Origin of the sequence: Pseudomonas cerasi, assembly GCF_900074915.1 — a bacterium.
In the GTDB taxonomy this organism is placed as follows: Bacteria; Pseudomonadota; Gammaproteobacteria; order Pseudomonadales; family Pseudomonadaceae; genus Aquipseudomonas; species Aquipseudomonas cerasi.
The window spans coordinates 4,980,148-5,002,323 of record NZ_LT222319.1 but is presented as its reverse complement, the minus strand read 5'-3'; the positions used below and the strand labels follow the sequence as shown (position 1 = coordinate 5,002,323).

At 57.8% G+C, this 22,176-nt stretch carries 20 protein-coding genes; 8 read left to right on the top strand and 12 right to left on the bottom strand.

The window, feature by feature from the left end; all coding sequences use genetic code 11:
- Positions 1-24 precede the first annotated feature (24 nt).
- Entirely contained in the window at positions 25-2,943 is a 2,919-nt protein-coding gene (locus tag PCPL58_RS24670; RefSeq protein WP_065350678.1) for a putative bifunctional diguanylate cyclase/phosphodiesterase, read from the top strand.
- A 94-nt stretch (positions 2,944-3,037) separates the two neighbouring features.
- Here the strand turns inward: PCPL58_RS24670 and PCPL58_RS24665 are convergent, their stop codons facing one another.
- Positions 3,038-3,859: an SDR family oxidoreductase gene (locus PCPL58_RS24665; protein ID WP_065350677.1), complete on the bottom strand. Its 822-nt coding sequence runs from the start codon at positions 3,857-3,859 to the stop codon at positions 3,038-3,040.
- A gap of 315 nt (positions 3,860-4,174) precedes the next feature.
- Here PCPL58_RS24665 and PCPL58_RS24660 point away from each other — a divergent pair, with 315 nt between their 5' ends.
- Positions 4,175-4,810, top strand: a complete 636-nt coding sequence (locus PCPL58_RS24660) for a hypothetical protein (RefSeq protein WP_003368973.1) — start codon at positions 4,175-4,177, stop codon at positions 4,808-4,810.
- 43 nt (positions 4,811-4,853) lie between these two features.
- Here the strand turns inward: PCPL58_RS24660 and PCPL58_RS24655 are convergent, their stop codons facing one another.
- Positions 4,854-5,405, bottom strand: a complete 552-nt coding sequence (locus tag PCPL58_RS24655) for a hypothetical protein (protein ID WP_065350676.1) — start codon at positions 5,403-5,405, stop codon at positions 4,854-4,856.
- A gap of 281 nt (positions 5,406-5,686) precedes the next feature.
- Between PCPL58_RS24655 and PCPL58_RS32245 the strand changes: the two genes are divergently transcribed.
- Positions 5,687-6,112 (top strand): hypothetical protein, encoded by a 426-nt coding sequence (locus tag PCPL58_RS32245; protein WP_065350675.1) that lies wholly within the window; start codon positions 5,687-5,689, stop codon positions 6,110-6,112.
- A gap of 170 nt (positions 6,113-6,282) precedes the next feature.
- On the opposite strand, the gene PCPL58_RS24645 is transcribed toward PCPL58_RS32245, so the two are convergent.
- The 5 genes from PCPL58_RS24645 to PCPL58_RS24625 all read right to left on the bottom strand — a co-directional run bounded on the left by PCPL58_RS24645 (position 6,283) and on the right by PCPL58_RS24625 (position 11,111).
- Positions 6,283-6,522 carry a hypothetical protein gene (locus PCPL58_RS24645; protein ID WP_003317071.1) on the bottom strand — a complete coding sequence of 80 codons (240 nt, stop codon included), beginning with the start codon at positions 6,520-6,522 and terminating at the stop codon, positions 6,283-6,285.
- Positions 6,523-6,786: 264 nt separating this feature from the next.
- Positions 6,787-9,093 (bottom strand): TonB-dependent receptor, encoded by a 2,307-nt coding sequence (locus PCPL58_RS24640; RefSeq protein ID WP_065350674.1) that lies wholly within the window; start codon positions 9,091-9,093, stop codon positions 6,787-6,789.
- Positions 9,094-9,165: 72 nt separating this feature from the next.
- On the bottom strand, positions 9,166-9,570 hold the full coding sequence (locus tag PCPL58_RS24635; protein ID WP_065350673.1) for an ExbD/TolR family protein: 405 nt from the start codon (positions 9,568-9,570) through the stop codon (positions 9,166-9,168).
- Position 9,571: 1 nt separating this feature from the next.
- Positions 9,572-10,264, bottom strand: coding sequence for a MotA/TolQ/ExbB proton channel family protein (locus tag PCPL58_RS24630; RefSeq protein WP_003431782.1), 693 nt, complete (start codon positions 10,262-10,264; stop codon positions 9,572-9,574).
- 10 nt (positions 10,265-10,274) lie between these two features.
- Positions 10,275-11,111 (bottom strand): energy transducer TonB, encoded by an 837-nt coding sequence (locus tag PCPL58_RS24625; protein ID WP_065350672.1) that lies wholly within the window; start codon positions 11,109-11,111, stop codon positions 10,275-10,277.
- Positions 11,112-11,431: 320 nt separating this feature from the next.
- Here PCPL58_RS24625 and PCPL58_RS24620 point away from each other — a divergent pair, with 320 nt between their 5' ends.
- Positions 11,432-12,280, top strand: coding sequence for an ureidoglycolate lyase (locus PCPL58_RS24620; protein ID WP_065350671.1), 849 nt, complete (start codon positions 11,432-11,434; stop codon positions 12,278-12,280).
- Between the two features lie 45 nt (positions 12,281-12,325).
- On the opposite strand, the gene PCPL58_RS24615 is transcribed toward PCPL58_RS24620, so the two are convergent.
- A complete protein-coding gene (locus tag PCPL58_RS24615) occupies positions 12,326-13,144 on the bottom strand; it encodes an alpha/beta fold hydrolase (RefSeq protein WP_065350670.1) in 819 nt (272 codons plus the stop codon).
- Positions 13,145-13,435: 291 nt separating this feature from the next.
- On the opposite strand from PCPL58_RS24615, the gene PCPL58_RS24610 reads away from it, so the two are divergent.
- From PCPL58_RS24610 to PCPL58_RS24595, 4 genes are all read left to right on the top strand, one after another.
- Entirely contained in the window at positions 13,436-15,748 is a 2,313-nt protein-coding gene (locus tag PCPL58_RS24610) for a mechanosensitive ion channel family protein (protein WP_065350669.1), read from the top strand.
- A gap of 153 nt (positions 15,749-15,901) precedes the next feature.
- Entirely contained in the window at positions 15,902-16,786 is an 885-nt protein-coding gene (locus PCPL58_RS24605) for a sugar nucleotide-binding protein (protein ID WP_003431778.1), read from the top strand.
- On the top strand, positions 16,779-17,708 hold the full coding sequence (locus PCPL58_RS24600; RefSeq protein ID WP_065350668.1) for an NAD-dependent epimerase/dehydratase family protein: 930 nt from the start codon (positions 16,779-16,781) through the stop codon (positions 17,706-17,708). Before PCPL58_RS24605 ends, PCPL58_RS24600 begins: the two co-directional genes overlap by 8 nt.
- 354 nt (positions 17,709-18,062) lie before the next feature.
- Positions 18,063-18,557: a hypothetical protein gene (locus PCPL58_RS24595; protein ID WP_065350667.1), complete on the top strand. Its 495-nt coding sequence runs from the start codon at positions 18,063-18,065 to the stop codon at positions 18,555-18,557.
- Between the two features lie 276 nt (positions 18,558-18,833).
- Here the strand turns inward: PCPL58_RS24595 and PCPL58_RS24590 are convergent, their stop codons facing one another.
- The 4 genes from PCPL58_RS24590 to PCPL58_RS24575 all read right to left on the bottom strand — a co-directional run bounded on the left by PCPL58_RS24590 (position 18,834) and on the right by PCPL58_RS24575 (position 22,134).
- Entirely contained in the window at positions 18,834-19,520 is a 687-nt protein-coding gene (locus PCPL58_RS24590; protein ID WP_003368950.1) for an OmpW/AlkL family protein, read from the bottom strand.
- A gap of 103 nt (positions 19,521-19,623) precedes the next feature.
- Positions 19,624-20,148 carry a DUF3299 domain-containing protein gene (locus PCPL58_RS24585; protein ID WP_003431776.1) on the bottom strand — a complete coding sequence of 175 codons (525 nt, stop codon included), beginning with the start codon at positions 20,146-20,148 and terminating at the stop codon, positions 19,624-19,626.
- A gap of 8 nt (positions 20,149-20,156) precedes the next feature.
- Entirely contained in the window at positions 20,157-21,422 is a 1,266-nt protein-coding gene (locus PCPL58_RS24580; RefSeq protein ID WP_065350666.1) for an ABC transporter permease, read from the bottom strand.
- Between the two features lies 1 nt (position 21,423).
- Positions 21,424-22,134 carry an ABC transporter ATP-binding protein gene (locus tag PCPL58_RS24575; RefSeq protein ID WP_003368944.1) on the bottom strand — a complete coding sequence of 237 codons (711 nt, stop codon included), beginning with the start codon at positions 22,132-22,134 and terminating at the stop codon, positions 21,424-21,426.
- Positions 22,135-22,176 lie beyond the last annotated feature (42 nt).

The following is a 22,176-nucleotide window of genomic DNA, read 5'->3' as shown; positions in this document are numbered from 1 at the left end:
CAACGTTAGCTGGAGAGGCTGTTAATGAATTTCTTTAAAAGCCTGCTGCCCAAATCACTGACGTCGCGAATACTGGCGATGTTATCCATTCTGATACTGACTTTTTTGACGACAGGGCTGGGGCTGTTTTATAAAAATCAGCTGCTTCAGCATATTGAAGAGATACAAGACACCGCTAACATGCTCATTGAGGTTGCGGCGCAAGCGGTTGAGGAAAGTGTCGTCATCGGCGATTACGACACCATCAAAAGAACCCTCGAAAAAACCCTGGCTCGCTCGCCGTTCAAGTCGGCCATGTTTATTGACCTGTCGGGTGGCGTGATTCGCCTTGAGGCAGCCAGTGCACCGGTTGGAAGAGCGCCTGCGTGGATAGAGTCTGAAGTCGCTGCAAGATTATTCGATGTCAATCGCCCGATCACTATTGGCGGAAAAGATTATGGCGTGATGCGTTTGTCTTTTAATGCCGAGAGAATTGCTGCCGAACTCTATAGTCTTGTGATCCAGGCTACATTGTTTGCGGTATTTTTTCTGCTGATAAGTTTGATGTTGATGGGGTTCATGATCAAGCGTTCGCTTGCTCATCTGGGCAAACTTCACTCTTATGAGGCGGAAATTGCTTCAGGTGCAGTGGCAGCAGAAGCGATGTTGGTCGCTGATGCTCCCATGGAAATACAGGAGGCTATAAAAGCGGTAAACCGCACTGCCGCAAGTATGCGCAATCACTTTGGTCTGCGTATCGAATCGTTGATGAATACCTTGGTGCAGCATAAAAATGCCCTGGATGAGGTGTCCATCGTTTGCGAAGTGTCGGCCTCCGGACGTATCACCTACGTTAACGAACGATTCGTAACAAGCTCACAGCACTCGCGAGCCGAGCTTTTAGAGTTGACGATCGATGAGGTCTGGATCGGCATGTCTTCAACCACTGAACCGTGGCAATGGGCACCGGAAAATGAGGTGTGGAACGGTGAGGTCAGGCTCTCAGGTCGCAGCGGCAAGGTTGCATGGCATCGACGCACTATCATACCTATTCTCGATGACCTGGGCGGCGTTGAAAAATATATCTGCATCGATATCGATATCACCGATCGAAAAGAGTTTGAGGTGGCGATTCTGGATAACTCCAGAAGGCAAAACCTTATCGCCTTGTTTGGCCAGCAGGCGTTGACCGAGGAAAACGTCAGTGTTCTGGGTGAACGGGCAACACTGACTGCGGCGCAAGGATTGAACTTGAGCAAGGCCGCTTTACGGGTCATTGATCGAGTGAATCATGAGGTCATCCTCAGCGCGGAGGTTGGCTTCACCGACGTTGAGATCCGCAGTGGTTATCACAATGATTTTTTGAGCGGGACTGGTGCTTCTGTCGGGTTTTTCATTAATGCTGATGCGCCAGATAGCAGGTACGCGCTGCTTCCTGGTGAAACAGTGGACGTTTGCAATATTAGAAGTGGCCTGGAGGTTGATATCTCTTGCAGGGAGGTCTTCAAGGGCGTTCTTGGTGTGTATGCCAGCAGGGATTACACCTTTACGCGTGAAGATGTCAGCTACCTTCAAACACTTGCCAACCTTTTGGCAGCCGCGCTTGAAAGGTATGACGCAAAGAGAAAGCTCACCTACCTGGCCGAAAATGATTCGCTTACCCATCTGCCTAATCGCTGGTTTCTCAGCAATTATCTGCGCGAGATAATCAGTCGGACAACGTCAGCGCCAGACGCAGTAAGCGTCATATTCATAGATTTGGACAGGTTCAAGGCCGTCAATGACACCATGGGGCATTCAGTAGGCGATCAATTGCTTATCCAGGCGGGTCGACGCTTGAAAGGCTGCATGGATGAGAACAGTGTGGTTGCGCGGCTGGGAGGCGATGAGTTTTCGATTGTCGTCACACACAACGTCTATTCCGAGAGCCTCATAAAATCGCTGGCGACCCACGTTGTTGATGCGCTGGGCAAACCGTTCAACCTTGGCGGTCAGGATATATTCGTTTCAGCGAGTGTAGGCATCGCTAATTATCCGTTTGACGGGCGTGACACTGGCGTTATCTTGAAGAATGCGGACACCGCCATGTACCATGCGAAAAAAAGTGGCCGTAACAATTTCAAGTTTTACAACGCCAGAATGAACGAAAGTTTAACCAGACGCTTGCAAACGGAAACGCTATTGCGGGGTGCGCTTGATCGCGATGAGTTTATTCTGCATTTTCAGCCAAAGGTCAGCCTCGCCGATGGCAGGATAAGTGGTCTGGAGGCTTTATTGCGCTGGAATCACCCGGAGCAAGGTATGATTTCTCCGGCCGATTTTATCCCTATTCTTGAGGACACTGGCCTGATCATTCCTGTCGGCGTTTGGGTTATACGGAAAGTCTGTGAAACCCTAAAAAGCTGGGAAGAGAACAACATAAGGCTGGTACCGATCGCCATCAATTTGTCCGTCAGGCAGCTTCAAGTCAAAGGCCTGGCTGAGACCGTCAAGCACGTCGTTGAAGCATACGGTATCAACCCCGCTCTTTTAGAGTTCGAACTGACCGAGTCGATGCTGATGATCGATCCCGAGTCGGCGGTTGAGATACTTCGAGATATAAAATCGTATGGTATAAGCCTCTCCGTCGATGATTTCGGAACGGGCTATTCCAGTTTGGCCTACCTGAAGCGGTTTCCTCTTGATGCCCTCAAAATCGACAGGGCGTTCATAAAGGATATCACCAGCAATCATGAGGACGCCGCGATCACCAGGGCAGTAATCGTACTGGCGCACGAATTGGGTCTTAAGGTCATTGCAGAAGGCGTTGAAACAGTCGACCAGCTAGAGCTGCTCGTGGCGTATGGCTGCGATCAAATGCAGGGTTATCTTTTCAGTAAGCCTGTCATCAGTGATGAGTGTGCAGCGATGATCAAATCGTCACGCAGTCTGGATATAGGGTTTTCTGAAAGCGGTGTGGCGTAGCGTAGTAGTGATAGCGTCTGCGAGAGCGGTCATGGCGCGCCGCTGTACGCAGCGGCTGCTGCCGCCCCATTACAGCCATTCGCGCGGGCAGTTTTCAGGTTTCGCTGTCATCCAATACCGCTGGCGTCGCTGCCGACCCCGCCAACAGACCTCCATCAATGTTGAACTCACTGCCGGTAATGTACGTAGCCTCATCGGTGGCCAGTAACAGGGCCACAGCCGCCACTTCTTCAGGCATGCCAAATCTTCTGAGTGGAGTGTCTCGAACGAGTGCGGCCATTCGCTCTTCACGACCCGCATCAGCACCCAACATGGGCTCCCATATAGGGGTGAGGATGGCGGCTGGATGAATCGAGTTGCATCGAACTTTCAATCCTTGCTCGGCGCAGTAAAGCGCCACCGTCTTGGTGTGATTGCGAACGGCGGCCTTGGACGATGCGTACGCAGCTGCGCCAGGAATACCCACCAGTCCGGAGCGAGAGGAAATGTTGATAATGGAACCCGCCCCCGTATGGCGCATGGCTCGTATAGCGTACTTGCACCCTAGAAACACACCATCGAGATTGGTGTGATGTACGGCTTGCCAGTCCTCCAGAAGCGCATGTTCTGGGTCATGCGGGGCAGCGCCCAGCTCAAATCCGGTAATGCCCGCGTTGTTGACCAGCACATCGAGGCGGCCGTGAGTCTTTACGACATGGGTTGTCACTCGCTGCCAATCTTCTTCGCACCTCACATCAAGATGCAGATAGCAGGCAGAATCTCCCAATGCGCTTGCAGTCTCTCTTCCGAGCACGTCGTTTATATCTGTGACGTAAACAAAGCAGCCCTCCTGTACGAACCGTCGCGCAATCGCGGCGCCGATCCCCTGAGCCGCACCTGTAATAATCGCGATCCTGGATGTCAGTTTATTGTCCATAAATGAAGCCTCCGTGGTAAAGCGTGTCCAACAGCATGCTGAGTGTTGGGTCAACCCGCTTCCAATTGCAATCATCGGCGAACGGTTGTAACGAAGTATCGTGAGACGACCCAGAGCATGAAATCCTTTGCGGCTGTGGCCAAGGGTTTCTCAGATCATTCGCCTGGAGGTCTGCGCCAGCCTTAAGATTATTGACGAAGTTTTAGTTGATGGCACAATAGTGGCCTCTATCGCTGTCGTATGAGGCAGTGGTAAGGCCGCAATTCTTGAATGGATTCGGACAGACGTTCTGTTATTGACTAAGGAAAATCGTAAATGAAACGCTTGAAGACACTGGGCCTTGCGGCAATGCTGGTATTGAGCGGCTGCGCCAGTTTTACCAAGGACGAAGTAGCGCCAGTCACCATGCCTTCCATGGCCAGCTACACGAATAAACCCAACGTGTTCGTTGCGTTCGATTTCTACCAGGGCACACCCGGAACCACCGGCGCAGTAGAAGTACCGCAAGCTCGGGATGCACTCAAGCCCCAACTGCAAAAAGCGCTGACTGACTCTGGGTTGTTTGGCCGAGTGACCCTTGACGAGTTCAAGAAACAGCCAGGCGACTACAGCCTGCACCTCAAGGTGTATAACCATCCGCCAAGCGGTGGCCAATTGGTGATGGCGTTTATCAGTGGTCTGACTCTGACTATTATTCCGTCGATGGCCACCGATCAGTACAGCATGAGCCTGGATGCGCAGGATTCCCAGGGCAAGGTGCTGAGAACAGTCGGTAACCATGATGCAATCAACACCTGGATAGGTATCTGGTTTGTGCCGATGATGGCCAATACACCGCAGAAGGCTGTTAACGATACGTTTACGCGCCAGGTCAATTCACTGCTCAAGCAGTTGGTGGAGAGCCAGAGTCTGAAGTACTCAATGCTGAAGGTTACTGTTCCGCAGGCGTAATGAACTGACCGCCCGAAAAAAAGAGCCCATTTGGGCTCTTTTTTTATTTGTGATTCAGCGCTTGGGTAAACAGTGGGTCGCTGTATAAAGCCTTGAGCAAATCACGCACCAACGGGTTGTAGGCGTTTGCCGCATTGGGGATAGCGACGGCCCCCAAAAAACTGCTGTTCCATTGGCTGCTGACCTGCTTGGTAGCGTCATATTCAACTTTCGCGCCGTTGATCAGGGTGAAGTGCGCGGCGATTGTGCCGGTGCCTGTACCCATTCCAGCGGTCAGTTCATTCTGCGTAACAAGCACATTTAGATGGCGTGGCGATTGCGGGTCGATGAGACCTGCGCGGTCCAGTTCACCCGTCAGGGCATCCTGGATGTGTTGCGTGATGCTGCCGCTAGGGGATGTGACAGGATTGCCGCGCACTTGCAGTGAATCCTGACCTGCCGCAGCGCTGACCTGAGTCTGACGGATCGGTAAAAGGGGAGGCGTTTGCTTGAGCTTCTGGACATTATCGAAGCTGGGCTCGTAACGCGTCATGGTCACGCCACAGCCTTGTATCAACAGTGCAAGCACCGCAACCAACAGTAGATTTCCTTTCACTGCATTTCCTTGTCTGAGTTATTTGAGGGCGTGATTATCAGGATCCTCAGGCTCGTTCAAGGGCAATGCTTGATCGCCTGCCCTTTACGCCGCGCAGGTCATGATGAGGCGTACCTGCCAGTTGATTTCGGTGCAGGCCTTCGACCTGAAGCCGCTCGGAACCGGATGCATTGATAACTCAGACGATAAAGTGATGTCAATTTGATATAGTGTCGTATGTTCAATGAAGAAGAATCAGCCAGCGTCAGGCTGTTTCTCTGGTAAGCCCAAGGAAGTGTGAAATGAAACTGATTTTTGCAATGTTGTTGATGTTCAGCGGTTACGCGTTTGCCAGTTGCAACAGCATCAATGACCATGACCAGCGTGCCTATTGCTCTGCCATGCAGGAAGGCAGCAGTTGCACCAGCATCAATGATCATGACTTGCGCGCGCGGTGCAGCGCAGAAAAGGAAGGTAGTTCTTGCACCAGCATCAATGATTTTGACCAGCGTGCCTACTGCAATGCCAAGCAGGGCGGCAGCGGTTGCACCAGCATCAATGATCGTGACTTGCGCGCGCGGTGCATGGCAGAAAAGGAAGGTAGTTCTTGCGTCAGCATCAATGATCGTGACCAGCGTGCCTATTGCGCTGCCAAGAAGGAAGGCGGCAGTTGCGTCAGCATCAATGATCACGACTTGCGCGCAAAGTGTGAGTCGGAGAAGCGCTGACTCTGGCTGTGCTGACTGATCCCTACTGTCTGTCAGAGGTCTATCACTGCTGGTCGCGACCTCTGGCGGTGTAGACCCGAGAAGTCATAAGTGCGTTATGAAGATGCGTACCCTCCGAACGGGATGCAGCACATTGCGACGGTTCATGTTGTCCCGCCGCAACACAGGCCTTACATCCTCAGCGCTATAGCCTCTGCCACAAGGCACTCCAGCGCAAACTGCTCGGTATAGGTCATCTGAATCGGCGTGGTCTCGCCTTTGACGGTCCTTTCCCCATCGAGGATGTAGCGAATGCGTTTGTCGGTCACACCGATGCGCTTGGCGATCCATGAAGGGGTTTGGCCGATGCGCGAGATCAGTTTGTCGGCATATTCGGTGGAGGGGTTATAGAGTTCTGCGTTGGGTGTCATGGTGTGTCCAGATGGAAGTCAGGCGCTATAGATGCGGGGGAGTATGCAGCACCGTGCGCTGTTCGTCGCCGTGGGGCTGGCAACCGACACGTATTATGCAGTGACTGGCAGATTGCTTTCCCGAGCAAGCTCGCTCCCACAGATGCCTGTCTTCAGGAGCAGGCCCGTTCCCGCAGGATCCTGTCTCCAGAAGCACACCGCGCAGCGTCACTCAATGCAAGTGGCGGATGGGGCGATCCTTCGCCCGTCCTCAGTCAGCAACGATCAGAGCTTCACGCCCAGTGTTACAAACGCGCTGCGCGGTGTGCCCACTTGAAGGATCTGCAGGTTGCCCGCCGGGTCGGTGGCTGCGCTGGCGTCGGTGTTGAGGGTGGAGATGTAGCGTTTGTCGAACAGGTTGACCATGTTCAGCGACAGCGTGGTGTCCTTGAGGGCGCCGAGTTTGCCGAAGTCATAGCCAAGGTTGGCGTTCGCCAGCCAGTAGCCGCTGACACTGGAGTCATTGGTGTAGGTGTAATAGCGCTTGCTGATGTAACTGCCTTGCAAGCCGGCGTTCCAGTGTTCCCAAGTCCAGTCCAGGTTGCTCGAATACATCAGTTTCGGTGTATCGACTACGGTTTTGCCTTTGACATGAACGGTGTTGCCGCCGCTGGCGTAGTCATCGTCGTAAGTGCTGTGGTTGTAGGACATGGAGTTGGACCAGCGCCAGTTTTCATTGGGCGTCAGGCCGAACGACAGTTCCAGTCCTCGACTGGTGACCGAGCCGACGTTGGCGACGCCGTTCTGGCATATGACGATGCCGGTGCAGTTGGTGATGGCGACCAGGCGGTTATCGAATTTGGTGTTGTAGATCGCCGCCGAGGCCGAATACAGTTTGGTGCTGCGGCGCACGCCCAATTCGACGGTTTTCGAGGTTTCCGGCTTCAGGTCCTTGAAGCCGTTCTGCGCATCGACGGCGCTCTGCGTCGTGAAGAACGGGCTGTACCCGCCACTCGGGAACGCAGCCATGTTTTCCGAGTAAGAAGTGAAGACTTCGTCGTCCTCGTCGAGTTTGTAGGTTGCGCCTATTTGCGGCAGAAACCTGTCCCGCGCTTGCAGCGAGCCACTGGCGCAACCGCCGCCTTTGCCTTCGGCTGTTGAGGTCGTCACAGTATTTTTCGCGCCGAACTCAAGTTTGAGGCGGTCATCGAGCAGGGTGTAGGTGTCGCGCAGGTAGAACTGCCGGGTCAGGTCGTTGTAACTCTGATCCAGAACGGTGGCCGCCAGGGGCAGGCCATCGGTTTTGACGATGTGGTTCTGCGGCGTCGCATTGGTGGTATCGAACAGGTAACGCGAAATGTCGTTCTTGTTGGACTGAATCCAGAACCCGCCCTGAATTTCATGCTGGCCGAGATAGTAGGTCAGCGAGCTCTGGAAGCCGGTTCGATCGATGCCGTATTTTGTGCTGCGAATCGAATTGCTCGGCACTGTCGTCGAGCCGCTGGTGTAGACGAACGGGTAATACGAGTTGCCCCGACCCGAGTCATGGTGGTGATAGACGGTCGCGTCCAGGACCAGATCATCGGTCAGAGAGAAATTGCCGTTGAGGATGTCCAGTTCGTCGTCGCGCAGGCTGCTGGCGTTGTAGGTCGCATCGTTTGCGCTGGTTACCCCGCCGGTATAAATGCCGTTGGCCGCATTGACCGCGCGCGTCCAGTCCGGCGTGTAGTAGCTCCAGTTGTAGCCCAGACGCTGGATGATGCTCTTCGACAGGTTCGGCAGGTTGGCTTCGTCATGTGACGAGGTGCTGTGGAAGAAACTGACCCGGTTGTCGCCGAAGTTGTAGTTGACCTTGGCGTTCACTGCGTCGGACTTTTGCGGGTTGCTGTGGCCTTTCCAGGCGTCGGCATCGTACTTTTCGCCTGACACGTACGCTGAAAGTCCGTTGTATTCGCCAGTATCGACCCGCATGAAAGTGCGCGAGGTGTCGTAGCTGCCCAGGGTTTGCGACAGACGCGCGCCGAACTCTTTATCGGGATTGGAACTGGTGAACTGGATGGTGCCGCCCAGATCGCTGTTCGATGCCGTGCCCAGTGAGCCGATGCCGGGTGCCACTTCGCTGGAGGCGATGTTTTCAGCGATGATCGCCCGGGTGATGCTCAGGCCGTTGAAGTTGCCGAAGCTCATGTTGCCGAGGGTGACGCCGTCCAGCGTGTAGCCCAGGTGGTGCATATCGAAGCCGCGCAGGCTGATGCGCTGGCTGCCTTCCTCACGGCCCAGCGGGTCACCAGACTGAAAGTTGACCCCAGGCAGGCGTTGCAGAACCTTCATCGGGCTGGTGCCTGCCGAGTAAGCCTTCACATCCTTTTGCGTCACGCGCTGCACCTGGCGAGTCTCGCCCTGACCGATCACTGACACCGTGCCCAGCGTCATGGCGGCGGTGTCGTCGCTGGCGGGCGCCGTTACCGAGGTGGGCACCTCGTCATCGGCCTGAATGAACGGGCTGATCAGGCACAGTGAGTTCAATGAAACCAGCAGCGCTAGGCGCGTTACCGGGAATCGAGGGGCACGCGGTATCGATCGATTGTTCATGGAAAGATTTTCCTGGGGGCGTCAGGGCGCCGCGCTTGCGGCGGGTCATGTGGTTAACGACAGGTTTTTGTTTCAGGGGCTTTCGGTAATCACCGACAGGCGACTGATGCCGGCTTTCTGCACATCGGCCAGTACCTGCGCCACGCGGCCATAACCCGTCGCCTGATCGGCGCGCAGGCTGACGGCGACGTCCGGGTCTTTGCTGTGCAGGGCTTGCAGCGCCTCCGGAAGTTGCTCCAGCGCTACAGCTTCGCTGTCGATGAACACGCCGCCAGTGGCGTCGACACTCAGCACTACCGGGTCGGCCTGATCCAGTGAGGTGGTGGCGACGGTCTGCGGCAGGTCCAGCGGTATGGCGTTATTGAGCAGCGGTGCGGTGACGATGAAGGTCACCAGCAGCACCAGCATCACATCCACCAACGGCGTGATGTTGATGTCGCTGATTGCATCGTCATCATTGGACGTGGAGAAGGACATGTCAGCTCACTCCTTTCAGGCTCGGGGCCGTCTTGTCGCGATGGTCGGGTTGCAGCCGGAAGGCGTTGCGTTGCGAGAGGTTGAGGAAATCCACGGCGAACTCCTCAAGGTCCGCGATCACCAGCTTCAGACGCCGCCCGAAGAAGTTGTAGGCCAGCACCGCAGGCACCGCGACGGCGATGCCGACGCCGGTCGCTACCAGCGCTTCGCCAATGGGCCCGGCGACCACCGCAATGCTCGCCGACCTGGCCTGGCTGATCGCAGTGAGTGCATGAATGATCCCGAACACCGTACCGAACAGGCCGATGAAGGGCGCGGTGCTGCCGATCGATGCCAGCAGGATCATGCCGCTCTCCAGGCGACGACGTTCCTTGTGGATCTGTTGGCGCAGGCTGCGCTCGAGCAAGTCCTGGCGGTTCCAGCTGTGGCCCAGGTCCGGCGAGTCGTGGGGCGCGGCGAGGGCCTGCGCGCCGGCATCGGTCAGGCGCGCCAGGCTGCCTTCACTGTTTGGCAGGTGCAGCGCATTTTTGAGGTCGCGGGCGGCCCAGAACTGCGTGGCGTAGCGTCGGTTCTGCCGGGTCAGTCGCCAGTGCTGAAAGGTCTTGCCGAGCAGCAGCGCCCAGGTCACCAGCGAGAAAATCACCAGCAGGGCCATTGAGGATTGGGTAATGAGTACGGAGTAAGCAGTGTTCATGACGTGAGCCTCAGGGTGCGAGTTTGAAAGCCATGGGGACGTTGACCCAGCCTTCTACCGGGGTGTCGCCGCGTTTGGCGGGAATAAAGGTCCATTGCCGGACGGCTGCCTGCGCGGCGTCGTCCAGCGCCGGGACGCCGCTGCTTTGCAGCACCTGCACCTGGTCGGTACGTCCGTTGGGCAGCACATGCACACGCAGCATCGTCGTGCCTTCCTGATGGCGGCGTGCGGCGGCGGGCGGGTAGACCGGTGGCGGATTGTTCAGGTAACCGGCGCGGCCTATGGGCGCGGTGGTGGTCTGTGGTGCCGCTGGCGCAGGTCTTGGCGCTGGCGCTGCAGCAGGCGTCGGTGTGGGCGCCGCGATGGAAGGCGCCGGCGCAGCAGGTTTGGCGACAGGTTTGCTTGGTGCGGTTCTGGGCTGCGCCTTGGGCTTGGGTAGCTCGGCAGGTTTGGGCTCAGGAGGCGCTGGCGTGGGGGCTGGCTCCGGCCTGGGAGCTGGCGCCGGCGCAGGCGGCTCCGGTGCTGGCTGAGGGTTGGGCTCAGTCGGCGTCGATTGGGCTACCGGCAGCGCAACGGGCGGCGGTACCCACTGCACGGTGATCGGCATCGGCGGGGTCGGCTCGGGCGCTTGCGGGTGATCGGCCATCAGCCACGCTGCCAGCGCGGCATGCAACCCGATCGCCAGTGCAATCGCCAATGCGGCGTGCGGCCATGTGCGTGGTGCGTTGTGGCTGTGCTGCTGGACGACAAGCGACGAAGGGGCAACGTTGCAGTTACCCACAGGCTGATGGGGCCAGTGGCGTAGCTGACGCGGCGGTAAGCGGCGGGACAGTATCAGCGTTGACATGAATTCAACTCACCCGTGAAAGAATACAAGCCCGTCGTGTTGGCGAGAGGCTCGTTTCAACTGGAGCTGATATTAATACTCGTTGTGTGTATTAATTATGACCGCCGCCGTGTGATCGTGGTTTTCTGCTGTTGAAAGTGAACCCGGCTTGTCGCGCAATTGTTCGTAAATTTCATTAGGCAAGGCATTTGCTGCAATGCTATCTGTCCAGACTTGCCAGGTTCGTACTGACACGAAAACGTATTGCCGCGCAGGCTGGGCAACAGGGCGTCACCCTCTTGATCCGCGGTTCACACCTTGGACAGAAACGGGAGAACTCGATGAAATTGCTACGTTACGGTGAAAAAGGCTTGGAGAAACCCGGGCTGCTGGATGCCAACAACCAGATCCGCGACCTGTCTGCGCACATCAGGGATATCGCGGGCGAGGCACTGAGCCCGGCCAGTCTGGCGAGCCTGGCGGCAATCGATCCTGCCAGCCTGCCGCTGGTTTCGGGCCAACCACGCATCGGGGCGTGTGTCGGGCAGGTCGGCAAATTCATCTGCATAGGCTTGAACTACGCTGACCACGCGGCAGAGTCGCAGATGGACGTGCCGAAGGAACCGATCATCTTCAACAAGTGGACCAGTGCTATTTGCGGTCCCAACGATGATGTCCAGATCCCCCGTGGTTCGCTCAAGACCGACTGGGAGGTCGAGCTGGGCGTGATCATCGGCAAGGGCGGACGTTACATCGACGAAGCCGATGCCATGGAGCATGTAGCCGGGTATTGCGTGATCAATGATGTGTCCGAGCGCGAATGGCAGCTTGAGCGCGGCGGGACCTGGGACAAGGGCAAAGGCTTCGATACCTTCGGCCCGCTGGGTCCATGGCTGGTGACCCGCGACGAGGTTGCCAACCCTCACTCGCTCGACCTGTGGCTGGAAGTGGATGGCCATCGTTATCAGAATGGCAATACGCGCACGTTGATTTTCAGTGTGCCGCAACTGATCGCCTACCTGAGCCGTTGCATGAGCCTGCAACCAGGCGATGTCATCTCGACGGGGACACCGCCGGGTGTGGGACTGGGCGTGAAGCCACAACCTGTCTTCCTGCGTGCAGGGCAACGCATGCGTCTGGGGATCACGGGGCTGGGCGAGCAGAATCAGTTGACCGTTCCGGCCGACTGACCCGCTGCCAGCAGGGAGTCAGTCGGCTCCCTGTCACACCAGTCATCAGCCCTGTACAAACGCCAGCAGGTCTTTGTTAAGCGTCTCTGCATGGGTCACTGCAAACCCGTGCGGTGCTCCTGAATACACCTTAAGTTCGGCACCCTTGATCATCGCAGCAGCCCGTTTGCCCGAGGCTTCGAACGGCACCACCTGATCATCGTCACCATGAATCACCAGGGTCGGCACATCGATTTTTGCCATGTCCGGGCGGAAGTCGGTTGCGGAGAACGCTGTCACGCAATCCAGCGTGCCCTTGAGGGAGGCGAGCAGGGCGATGTTCAGCGTTTGCGTCTGTACGCCTTCGGAGACTTTCTGGCCGTGGTTTATGCCATAGAACGTGCTGGCGAAGTCGCTGATGAACTGGGCGCGGTCCTTGAGCAGGCCTGCCATGATGCTATCGAATACGGACTGGTCGACGCCTTCCGGGTTGTCAGCGGTCTTGAGGAAGAACGGTGTGACCGAGCCCAGCAACGCCAGTTTGGCCACCCGCTTGCTGCCATGTTTGGCGATATAGCGCGTGACGTCACCGCCGCCCATGGAGAAACCCACCAGTGTCACGTCGCGCAGATCGAGGTGTTCGATCAGATCGGCGATGTCGTCAGCGAAGGTGTCATAGTCATAGCCGGTCCACGGCTGACCGGAACGACCGAACCCGCGGCGGTCGAAGGCGATGGTGCGATAGCCCCGGCTGCTCAGGTATTCCATCTGGTATTCCCACATGTCCGCATCCAGCGGCCAGCCGTGGCTGAACAGGACCGGTTTGCCCGTGCCCCAATCCTTGTAATAGATCTCGGTGCCATCTTTGGTGTTGAACGTGCTCATGCAGATTCCTCTCGATGTCAGGTTCTCGATGTCGGGGTTATCGGGCGAGCGCTTTGGTGCGCAGGCGGGTGCACGCCTTCGGCAGCTCCCGATAATTCCGGCAGTGAGGGTTTTGCATAGTTCAGTCGAGAAGACTGAGCGTACTGCCCAACCGCGGTTTTCTGAAACATTGCCTCATCGTATTTCCCTGCCGAAACCGAACTTGCCGCGCATACGGGAATCAGTTCATTGGGGTCGAGGCTTGCCTTGCCCTGTCCATGGTTTGACTTGCCCATTGAAGGAGAGAACTGCGTGGCGTCTCAGCTGAAAATCTTGATCCTTTCGGGTCTGCTGTTATTCGCAGGCAGTTTCAATCTCCAGGCGGCCGATGTACCTGCATTACCAATGGGCGCGGCGGTGCCGGCAGATGACAAGGCTGCTGAAAAGGCTGACCCCAAAGCCGACCCCAAGGCTGCTGACAAACCCGCCCCGAAAGCGGATGACAAGGCGGCGGACAAGGACAAGGCCGATGCGAAACCGGCTGATGGTGAAGAGCCTGCGGCCGAGGCTCCCGAGTTGCTGGTGCAGGGCGGGTTACTCGGCGCCATCAGTACCAGCATCGATGACGTCCAGGAAAAGCTCAATCTGGATGACAACCTGTTCGACGCCTGGCAACTGCGTGCCGATCGTGCCGCCGACGAGCTGGAAAAGCTGGTCAACAAACGCACTACACGTTCCCCATGGAGCGTCGCCGGGGACTTCCTCGCCCTGTCTTTTGTATGGATCGCATCGTTTGCGATTCTGACCACGCTGGGTCGTTTTCTCGCCGTACGCTTGTGCCGCACACCGTTCATGCGGGTGCGCGCACGCAGTCAGGCGCTGCTCAAGTACGTGTTGCCATTTACCCTGCCAGCCATCGTCTGCCTGCCGTTAACCCTTTACGTCAGCCATTTCATGCCGTCTTCGGTAGGCCGTGCGCTGGCACTGTGTTTCGCGTATGCAACCAGCAGCGGCATCGTCTCGACTTCGGTGCTGCTCTGCGTGATCGTGATGTTCAATTTCGGCCACAAGCGTGCCGCCGTGCGCATGATTCGCCGCTACGCGCCTAGGCCATTGTTCGTGGTCGGCTTCCTCGCGGCGCTGAGTGACGCGCTGACCAGTCCGCAGATCGCCCGCCAGTTGGGCAGTAACGTCACCACCAGTGTTGCGGTGTTTACCGGGCTGTTCGCCTCGGTGGTGTTCTGCATGCTGATCATCAAGGTGCGTCGCCCGGTGGCCCACCTGATCCGTAACCGCTCATTGAGCAGTCGCCTGCAACGGCCCGCGCTGCAACAGTCGTTGAAGATATTCTCCAAGCTGTGGCACCTGCCGATCCTGCTGATGATTCTGGTCTCGGCGATCAATCTCATCGGTGCCGGTGAGGACAGTCAGCAAGCGCTGCGTTGTGCGTTGTTCACCACCATTCTGCTGATTGCCACGGTGTTCCTCAGCACCGTGTTCCAGCACCTGTTCAAACCGACCGAGACCCTGGGTCGCGGCGGGCATGTGTACAAGGCGCGTCTGTTGAGCCTGGTGTATGCGGTGCTGCGTATTGCGCTGGCCATCGGGTTCATCGAGATCCTGGGCCGTATCTGGGGCTTCTCGATGTTCGAGTTTGCCCAGCGCAACACCCTTGGCCGGGTAATCAGTGATTCACTGAGCAGCATCGGTCTGATCTTCGTCGTCACCTGGCTATTGTGGGTGGTGCTCGACACCGCCATTCAGGAAGCCCTGAAACCGCCGGTCAATCATCGCAGCGGTCGCCAGCCAAGCACTCGGGTTAAAACCATTCTGCCGCTGCTGCGTAATGCGGTAAAAATCATTCTGGTAGTGATCTGTGCGATCACCACCATGGCCAACCTGGGCATCAACGTGGCACCACTGCTGGCGGGTGCCGGGGTCGTCGGTCTGGCCATCGGTTTCGGTTCGCAGCAACTGGTGCAGGACGTGATCACCGGCCTGTTCATCATCATCGAGGACACCTTTTCGGTGGGCGACTGGGTGGTGCTGAGTACCGGCCATTCCGGGTCGGTGGAAAGCCTGACCATTCGCACCGTGCGCCTGCGTGACGGCAAGGGTTTCGTTCACTCGGTGCCGTTCGGGCAGATCAAGGCCGTCACCAACCAGTCGCGGCAATTCGCTTATGCGTTCTTCTCGGTGCAGTTCACCTACGACTCGGACATCGATGACGCACTGGCGCTGATCCGCGAGACCGGCCAGTCGATCAGCGAAGACATCTTGCTCAAGCACAACCTGCAGGGACCGCTGGAGGTCTTCGGCGTCGACCGCATGGACCTCAACGGCGTGGTGCTGACCGCGCAATTTCGTACCTCTTCGGGCGGTCAGTACGCGGTGGGACGTGCGTTCAACGAGCGTCTCAAGCGGCTTGTGGACAAGAATCCGAGCGTACGCTTTGCGCAGACTTATCCACAGATGGTCATGGGGCCGGGCTTCAATAATCCGCAGGCTGGCGTCGAAGCCGAAGGGCCACCCGCGCCCTCGGACCCTGCCATGGCGACACCTTCTGCGCCTGCGCCGCTCAGTCTGTCCAAGGGCAACAGCACGCCGGGCCCGGCAGCTCAGTAACTCAACCGACATGCGCGGACGCTGCAACGCTTTGTCGCGGCGTCATTAACCCGCCAGGCTGCGCAACTGTTGGGGGTTGGCAGGCAACGTGTTATGTTTGCAGGCGTTTTTCAATTGTTCGTTTGATTATCTGATACCGAGCCTGCTGACTCTATGCGAATGCGCCTTATGCTATTGGGCGGCGGGAATGCCCTCGGGCAGGCGCTGATTCGTCTGGGTGCCGAGGAAGACATTGGTTTCCTCGCACCACGTCCACCGCAAGACGGCTGGGACGTGGCGAGCCTTACGCAACTGCTTGATGACACCCGCCCCGATGCCCTGATCAACCTTGCTTACTACTTCGACTGGTTTCAGGCGGAGACCGTGAGTGAAGCTCGCCTGACTCATCAGGAGCGCTCTGTCGAGCGTCTTGCCGAACTCTGTCAGCACCACAACATCACGCTGGTTCAGCCGTCCAGCTATCGTGTGTTCGATGGTTCCCGCGCGACGGCCTACAGCGAAAAAGACGAGCCTGTACCTCTGGGCCTGCGCGGTCAGGCCCTGTGGCGTATCGAGCAAAGTGTTCGTGCGACCTGCCCGCAACATGTGCTGGTGCGTTTCGGCTGGCTGCTGGATGACAGCACCGATGGTGTGCTGGGCCGCTTTCTCTCGCGTGCGAAAGAACCCGGAGAGCTGCTGCTCGCCGACGATCGTCGCGGCAACCCGACGCCGGTCGACGATGCGGCGCGGGTGATCATTTCGGTCATCAAGCAACTCGATTGCGAAGCGCCGCTGTGGGGCACCTACCACTACGCCGGACACGAGGCGACCACGCCGCTGGCGCTGGGGCAGGCAGTGCTCACCGAAGCGCGTCTGCTGCACGCGCTGGCTATCGAATCGCCCACTGCGCAGGCCCACGCCGCGCGCCCCGATGCAGGCGAAGAACCGCAGCACGCGGTCTTGGCCTGCAAGAAAATTCTCCACACTTTCGGCATCAAGCCCCGCGCCTGGCGGGCCGGTCTGCCAAGCCTGCTGGATCGGTATTATCGACATGTCTGACGCTCCTGTTCTGATCACTGGAGGTGCGGGTTTTATTGGCTCGCACCTGACCGACGCATTGCTTGCCAGTGGGCAGGCCGTGCGTATCCTCGACAACCTCTCGGCAGGCAAGCGCAGCAATTTGCCGCTCGATAACCCGCGGGTCGAACTGATCGAAGGGGACGTGGCCGATGCCGACCTGGTCAAGCGCGCGGCGCAGGGTTGCAAGGCCGTCGTGCACCTGGCGGCAGTGGCCTCGGTGCAGGCGTCGGTAGACGACCCGGTGCGCACCCATCAGAGCAACTTCATCGGCACGTTGAATGTCTGCGAGGCCATGCGCGAAGCGGGCATCAAACGGGTGATCTTTGCTTCCAGCGCGGCGGTGTACGGCAATAACGGTGAGGGCGAAGCGATCACCGAGGACACCACCAAGGCACCGCTGACCCCTTACGCCTCGGACAAGCTGGCCAGCGAGCACTACCTGGATTTCTACCGTCGCCAGCATGGCCTGGAACCGGTGATCTTCCGCTTCTTCAACATTTTCGGGCCACGCCAGGACCCATCGTCGCCGTACTCCGGCGTGATCAGCATCTTTGCCGAGCGTATCCGCAAAGGCCTGCCGATCAGTGTGTTTGGCGATGGTGAGCAGACGCGGGATTTCTACTACGTGGGCGACCTGCTCAAGCTGCTGCTGCAGGCTCTGTCACGAGACAGCGCCATCGAAGGCGCGATCAACGTCGGCCTGAACAAGACCACGTCGCTCAATGAGTTGCTGTCGGCACTCTCGCAAGTGGTCGGCAAACAGCCGGAAGTCAGCTATCAGGTACCGCGTTCGGGCGACATCAAGCATTCCCGCGCGAGCAACCAGCGCTTGCTGGAGCACTTCACCATCGACGAGCCAACGCCACTGGTGCGTGGGCTTGAGTTGTTGATGGGACAGTGAGTCCCGCGCTAAGTGCTTGTCGTTATCCGTGCCTCAATCAGCCCTGAAGAAGGTGCTTATGCACCAGAGCATGGGAGGCTATGACAACTGCGATGGACTGAGGCTTTGGAATATGCGGCCTCGGTTACACTGATGCACCGTCTGCACGGGTTTTACTGCCTGTTTCGGCAAATGGTGTCAGCTACCAATTGCCTGCGGCCCAACGCTGGTGTGAGATCTATTGGCTGGTTGCGCAGGATTTAGCTTCCGAATATGTAGGAGCATTCTGCATTTTTTGTAATTGATGACTTTAAGGTGTTCAGCAATTTCAATGGCTTCTAGTATCCATCGTCATTCTTATGAAGGACGCATGGCATGCAAGACGAAGATGAACTAGAGGTAGAAAATCTCGGCGAGGTCAACGTGCACCAAGTGCCGGGAGAGGTCGCAGTACCGGGCTTTATTGAAGCATATTTGGCTTATCTCTCTACTGAAAAGGAAACCGATAGCGCACCGGTCATTTTGACGTCACTCCTCTTGAGTCTTATTGGGTTGCTGCTGTTTGTAGTTGGGGGCGCTTTTATCATATTTGGCCCTGGCACTGTTCGTATCGACTATCTGACCGGGCTAACGTTTCTTCAGTTTCTTCAACTTTACCCCGGTCCTATCGCTTCCGTAGGTGTGCTGGTGTACGGCATCAGCACCTTTCTTCGTTCCTCTGGCATAGTTGAGCCGATGATTCCGGAGCAGTTCCTGACGGCTAATTACCACCTGAAATTGCCAGAGGGAATTGACGATGATAAGCCGCTGACGATCACTTATGTCGGTGATGGCGTATTCAGAATTGAGGATACTGTCGAGCAGGCATAATAAGCTTCGGCCCGAAAAGAAGTTCAAGAGTCTGGCCATTTTACCTCATCAAGGCAGTTTTTCGAGGTGCAAAGAGGCAACTTGAACAGGGCTTGAGTTTCTTTGATACAACTTCACCACTTGGGGGGAAGAGCGGATCGAAAGATGCTCTGCTCATCCGCGAACTGTTGAGAACCGACAAGCGTGTTGCACTGGCACGAGCGTCATCAGCTCCCGCAAAAAACAAAGGCACCCAATAAGGGTGCCTTTGTGCTTGTGGCGCTTAAGACGTTCAGGTCAGAACTTGTAACCCACACCCACCATGTACACCCACGGGTCGATGTCCACGTCGACCTTGGTCTTGCCGACGGCCAGGGCTGACGGGCCGTCCACGGTTGCTTTGGTATCGATGTCGACGTACCAGACCGAGGCGTTGAGCAGTACGTTGTCGGTGATCATGTAATCCATGCCCAGCTGTGCGGCCAGGCCGACCGAGTCCTTGAGCTTGAGGTTGCTGAAGCCCTGATCCTTGCGGTTGCCGGTCAGGTCGGTATCGAAGAACGTGGTGTAGTTGATGCCCACGCCAGCGTACGGCTGGAATTTCGACGACGGTTCCATCGGGTAGTACTGCAACGACAGCGTCGGCGGCAGTTGTTTGATATCGGCCAGCTTGCCATCCAGGCCAGGCCCGAGGCCTTTGACCGACACAGTGTGGCTGAACGGTGTGGCGGCCAGCAGCTCAATGCCGACGTGCTGGGTCAGCATGTAGGCGAAGGTCAGGCCCAGCTGGTTTTCGCCGTCGACAGTCGCTTTGGTGCCAGAAACCTTGGTGCCGTCGAGGCGCACTTCGCCGCTGTCTTCATTGGGCTGAACGTGCGCGACACCGGCGCGAACGATGAAGTCGCCAGGCTCGTAGGCGTGTGCCGCGACCGGGGCGGTGAGGGCAAGCGCGACAAGGGACGCGCGTAGCAGATGCTTGTGCATGGAGGCTCCAGAGATCAGTCAAAATTTATGGGCGTAATGTTAAAGCGCTGTCGAGCGGCGACTTTGACTCAGCTCAATGAAATCGCTGGGAACCTCGTGATCCTTATGAATCCGGCAACTCGTAGACAAGAATCTTGTCTGCCTGCATCTGATAACCCGCTTCTGCCAGTTCGCTGGAAGACGACTTGGCCTGCATCGGTCCTTCGATCCAGTACGGCTGATACAGCTCATCGACCTTCACACCCAGCTCGCTCGTGACATGCACGATCTGGTTCGCCGGTGGCGGCGGCACATGGATGCAGGCGCCGAAATACGGCACCAGCAAAAACTCCGTCACCCGGCCTTCCTCACTGACCTCGAGCGGCACGATGTAGCCCGGTAAACGCACCAGTTTGCCGTCCAGTGCCTTGACCACCGGCGCATGCGGTGCCAGTTGGTGAGCCGCAGGCGCTGCCTCCATGGCCAGTGCATCGGACAGCTTGGACATATCGTGAAGCGGAGTCGTTACCGGCTTCACCACAGGTGCATCGGGTGGAATCATGTCATTCCAAGTCAGCTCACGCGGCTCGGCGGCCCACACTTGAGTGGTAACCGAGAACAGCAGAGTGAGTAGCATGCGCCGCATCATGAAGGTCCTCATAAACGAATCGACAGTCCATCGGCCAGTGACTGCCTGTAGGCTCGCCAGGCTGGCACGGTTCCCATCAACAGCGCGCAGCCGAGAATGGCACCGAGCAATGTCCATTCATATTGGCCAGGTGGCATAGACGACAGGTACAGACCGTAGTTGTCGAGCACGTAGTCGCGGGCCACGAAGATGCCGATATAGAGCAGCGCAAGGCCGCTGATGACACCCGCCAGCGCCAGGGCGAAGGCTTCGAGTATAAGCAGACTTGCGATATGCCAGGGACGCGCGCCGACCGAGCGCAGGATGGCCATTTCCCGGCGCCGTTCATTGAGGCTGGTAAGAATTGCGGTCAGCATGCCGATCAGCCCGGTCAGTACCACGAACAGCGAAATCACGAACAGCGCCTTTTCCGCCGTGCCCATCAGGCTCCACAGCTCCTGCAGGGCCACGCCGGGCAGAATCGCCAGCATCGGCTCACCACGGTATTCGTTGATCTCGCGTTGCAGGCTGAAGGTGGAAATCTTGCTGTTCAAGCCCAGCATGAAGGCAGTGATCGCAGTCGGCGTCAGGTCCATATTGCGCGCCTGATCGGCTGAGATGCGCTCGTTGCCGCGTGCCGGGGCGCCGTTGTGCCAGTCGATATGAATGGCCTCCATGCCGCCCAGACTGATATGCAGCGTGCGGTCCACCGGCGTACCGGTCGGCTTGAGGATGCCGACCACGGTGAACGGTTTGTCGTCATGCTTGACCAGACTGATCGCGGCGACACCGTGCGCCAGGACCAGCTTGTCGCCCAGCTTGTAATGCAGCGCCTTGGCGACCTCCGAACCCAGCACCACTTCAAAGGGATCGGTCTTGAACTCGCGTCCTTCGGCCATCTCCAGGTGCTGTTGGCGACCGAACTGATAATGCTCGAAATACGCTTCACTGGTGCCCATCACCCGGTAGCCACGATGGGAGTCGCCCAGCGAAACCGGGATCGCCCACTTGACCTGCTTGCTGTTGGCGAAGTGCTCGAAGCTGTCCCAGCGAATGTTGTTGGTGGCATTGCCGATGCGGAACACCGAGTACAGCAACAGGTTGATCGAGCCGGAGCGCGCACCGACGATCAGGTCGGTGCCGCTGATGGTGCTGGCGAAGCTGGAGCGCGCTTCGGTGCGTACCCGCTCGACGGCCAGTAACAGGCACACCGACAGGGCAATGGCGAAGGCAGTGAGGAACGCGGTGAAACGGCGATTGGCCAGGCTGGCCATGGCCAGACGACACAGATACATCTCAAATCTCCACGGCGACGGCGGCGCGATTCAGGTCGCTCAGCGACAGATTGCGATCAAACAGCGGTGCCAGGCTCTGGTCATGACTGACGAACAGCAGGCTGGCCCCGGCCTCGCGGCACTCGGCGAACAACAGGCGAATGAACGCCTCGCGCGAGTCTGCGTCCAGCGCAGACGTAGGTTCGTCGGCAATCACCAGCTCCGGTTGACCGATCAGCGCTCGGGCGGCAGCAACACGCTGCTGTTGGCCGATGGACAGCGAGTCGGCGCGGCGTGCCAGCATCGCCGGGTCTTTCAGACCCAGGTGGGCGAGCAGGGTGGTGGTGGCTTTCTCGACGCTGCCGTGGCGTTGTCTGGCACGTTCGGCACGCACGCTGGAAAAGTGGCAGGGCAGTTCGATGTTTTCCCGCACCGACAAAAATGGCAGCAGGTTGAACTGCTGGAAGATGTAGCCAGTGTGATCGACGCGAAAGCGGTCACGCGCGGCCGAAGAGAGGGCCGACAGTTCCTGGTTCAACAGGCGAATGCTGCCGCTGACCGGTTTTTGCACACCGCCCAGCAGGCCCAGCAATGTGGTTTTGCCGCTACCGCTGGGGCCTTTGAGGAACAGGGTTTCGCCGCTTTGCAGACGGAATTCGGGGATGTCCAGCAGTTGCGGATGGCCGGGCCAGTTGAAGCGCAGGTCCGACAGTTCGATCAGTGCTTGGGTCATGGGCTGACTCACGCTCGGTTGGAAATTAAAAGACCGGGCCAG

Excerpts from the sequence above, each read along its gene's own strand:
- PCPL58_RS24670 (WP_065350678.1), top strand. The coding sequence starts at position 25 with ATGAATTTCTTTAAAAGCCTGCTGCCCAAATCACTGACGTCGCGAATA.
- PCPL58_RS24635 (WP_065350673.1), bottom strand. The coding sequence starts at position 9,570 with ATGTCCTTCTCCACGTCCAATGATGACGATGCAATCAGCGACATCAAC.
- PCPL58_RS24600 (WP_065350668.1), top strand. The coding sequence starts at position 16,779 with ATGTCTGACGCTCCTGTTCTGATCACTGGAGGTGCGGGTTTTATTGGC.
- PCPL58_RS32245 (WP_065350675.1), top strand. The coding sequence starts at position 5,687 with ATGAAACTGATTTTTGCAATGTTGTTGATGTTCAGCGGTTACGCGTTT.
- PCPL58_RS24660 (WP_003368973.1), top strand. The coding sequence starts at position 4,175 with ATGAAACGCTTGAAGACACTGGGCCTTGCGGCAATGCTGGTATTGAGC.
- PCPL58_RS24595 (WP_065350667.1), top strand. The coding sequence starts at position 18,063 with ATGCAAGACGAAGATGAACTAGAGGTAGAAAATCTCGGCGAGGTCAAC.
- PCPL58_RS24590 (WP_003368950.1), bottom strand. The coding sequence starts at position 19,520 with ATGCACAAGCATCTGCTACGCGCGTCCCTTGTCGCGCTTGCCCTCACC.
- PCPL58_RS24640 (WP_065350674.1), bottom strand. The coding sequence starts at position 9,093 with ATGAACAATCGATCGATACCGCGTGCCCCTCGATTCCCGGTAACGCGC.
- PCPL58_RS24580 (WP_065350666.1), bottom strand. The coding sequence starts at position 21,422 with ATGTATCTGTGTCGTCTGGCCATGGCCAGCCTGGCCAATCGCCGTTTC.
- PCPL58_RS24665 (WP_065350677.1), bottom strand. The coding sequence starts at position 3,859 with ATGGACAATAAACTGACATCCAGGATCGCGATTATTACAGGTGCGGCT.
- PCPL58_RS24625 (WP_065350672.1), bottom strand. The coding sequence starts at position 11,111 with ATGTCAACGCTGATACTGTCCCGCCGCTTACCGCCGCGTCAGCTACGC.
- PCPL58_RS24575 (WP_003368944.1), bottom strand. The coding sequence starts at position 22,134 with ATGACCCAAGCACTGATCGAACTGTCGGACCTGCGCTTCAACTGGCCC.
- PCPL58_RS24585 (WP_003431776.1), bottom strand. The coding sequence starts at position 20,148 with ATGATGCGGCGCATGCTACTCACTCTGCTGTTCTCGGTTACCACTCAA.
- PCPL58_RS24605 (WP_003431778.1), top strand. The coding sequence starts at position 15,902 with ATGCGAATGCGCCTTATGCTATTGGGCGGCGGGAATGCCCTCGGGCAG.
- PCPL58_RS24630 (WP_003431782.1), bottom strand. The coding sequence starts at position 10,264 with ATGAACACTGCTTACTCCGTACTCATTACCCAATCCTCAATGGCCCTG.
- PCPL58_RS24645 (WP_003317071.1), bottom strand. The coding sequence starts at position 6,522 with ATGACACCCAACGCAGAACTCTATAACCCCTCCACCGAATATGCCGAC.
- PCPL58_RS24615 (WP_065350670.1), bottom strand. The coding sequence starts at position 13,144 with ATGAGCACGTTCAACACCAAAGATGGCACCGAGATCTATTACAAGGAT.
- PCPL58_RS24620 (WP_065350671.1), top strand. The coding sequence starts at position 11,432 with ATGAAATTGCTACGTTACGGTGAAAAAGGCTTGGAGAAACCCGGGCTG.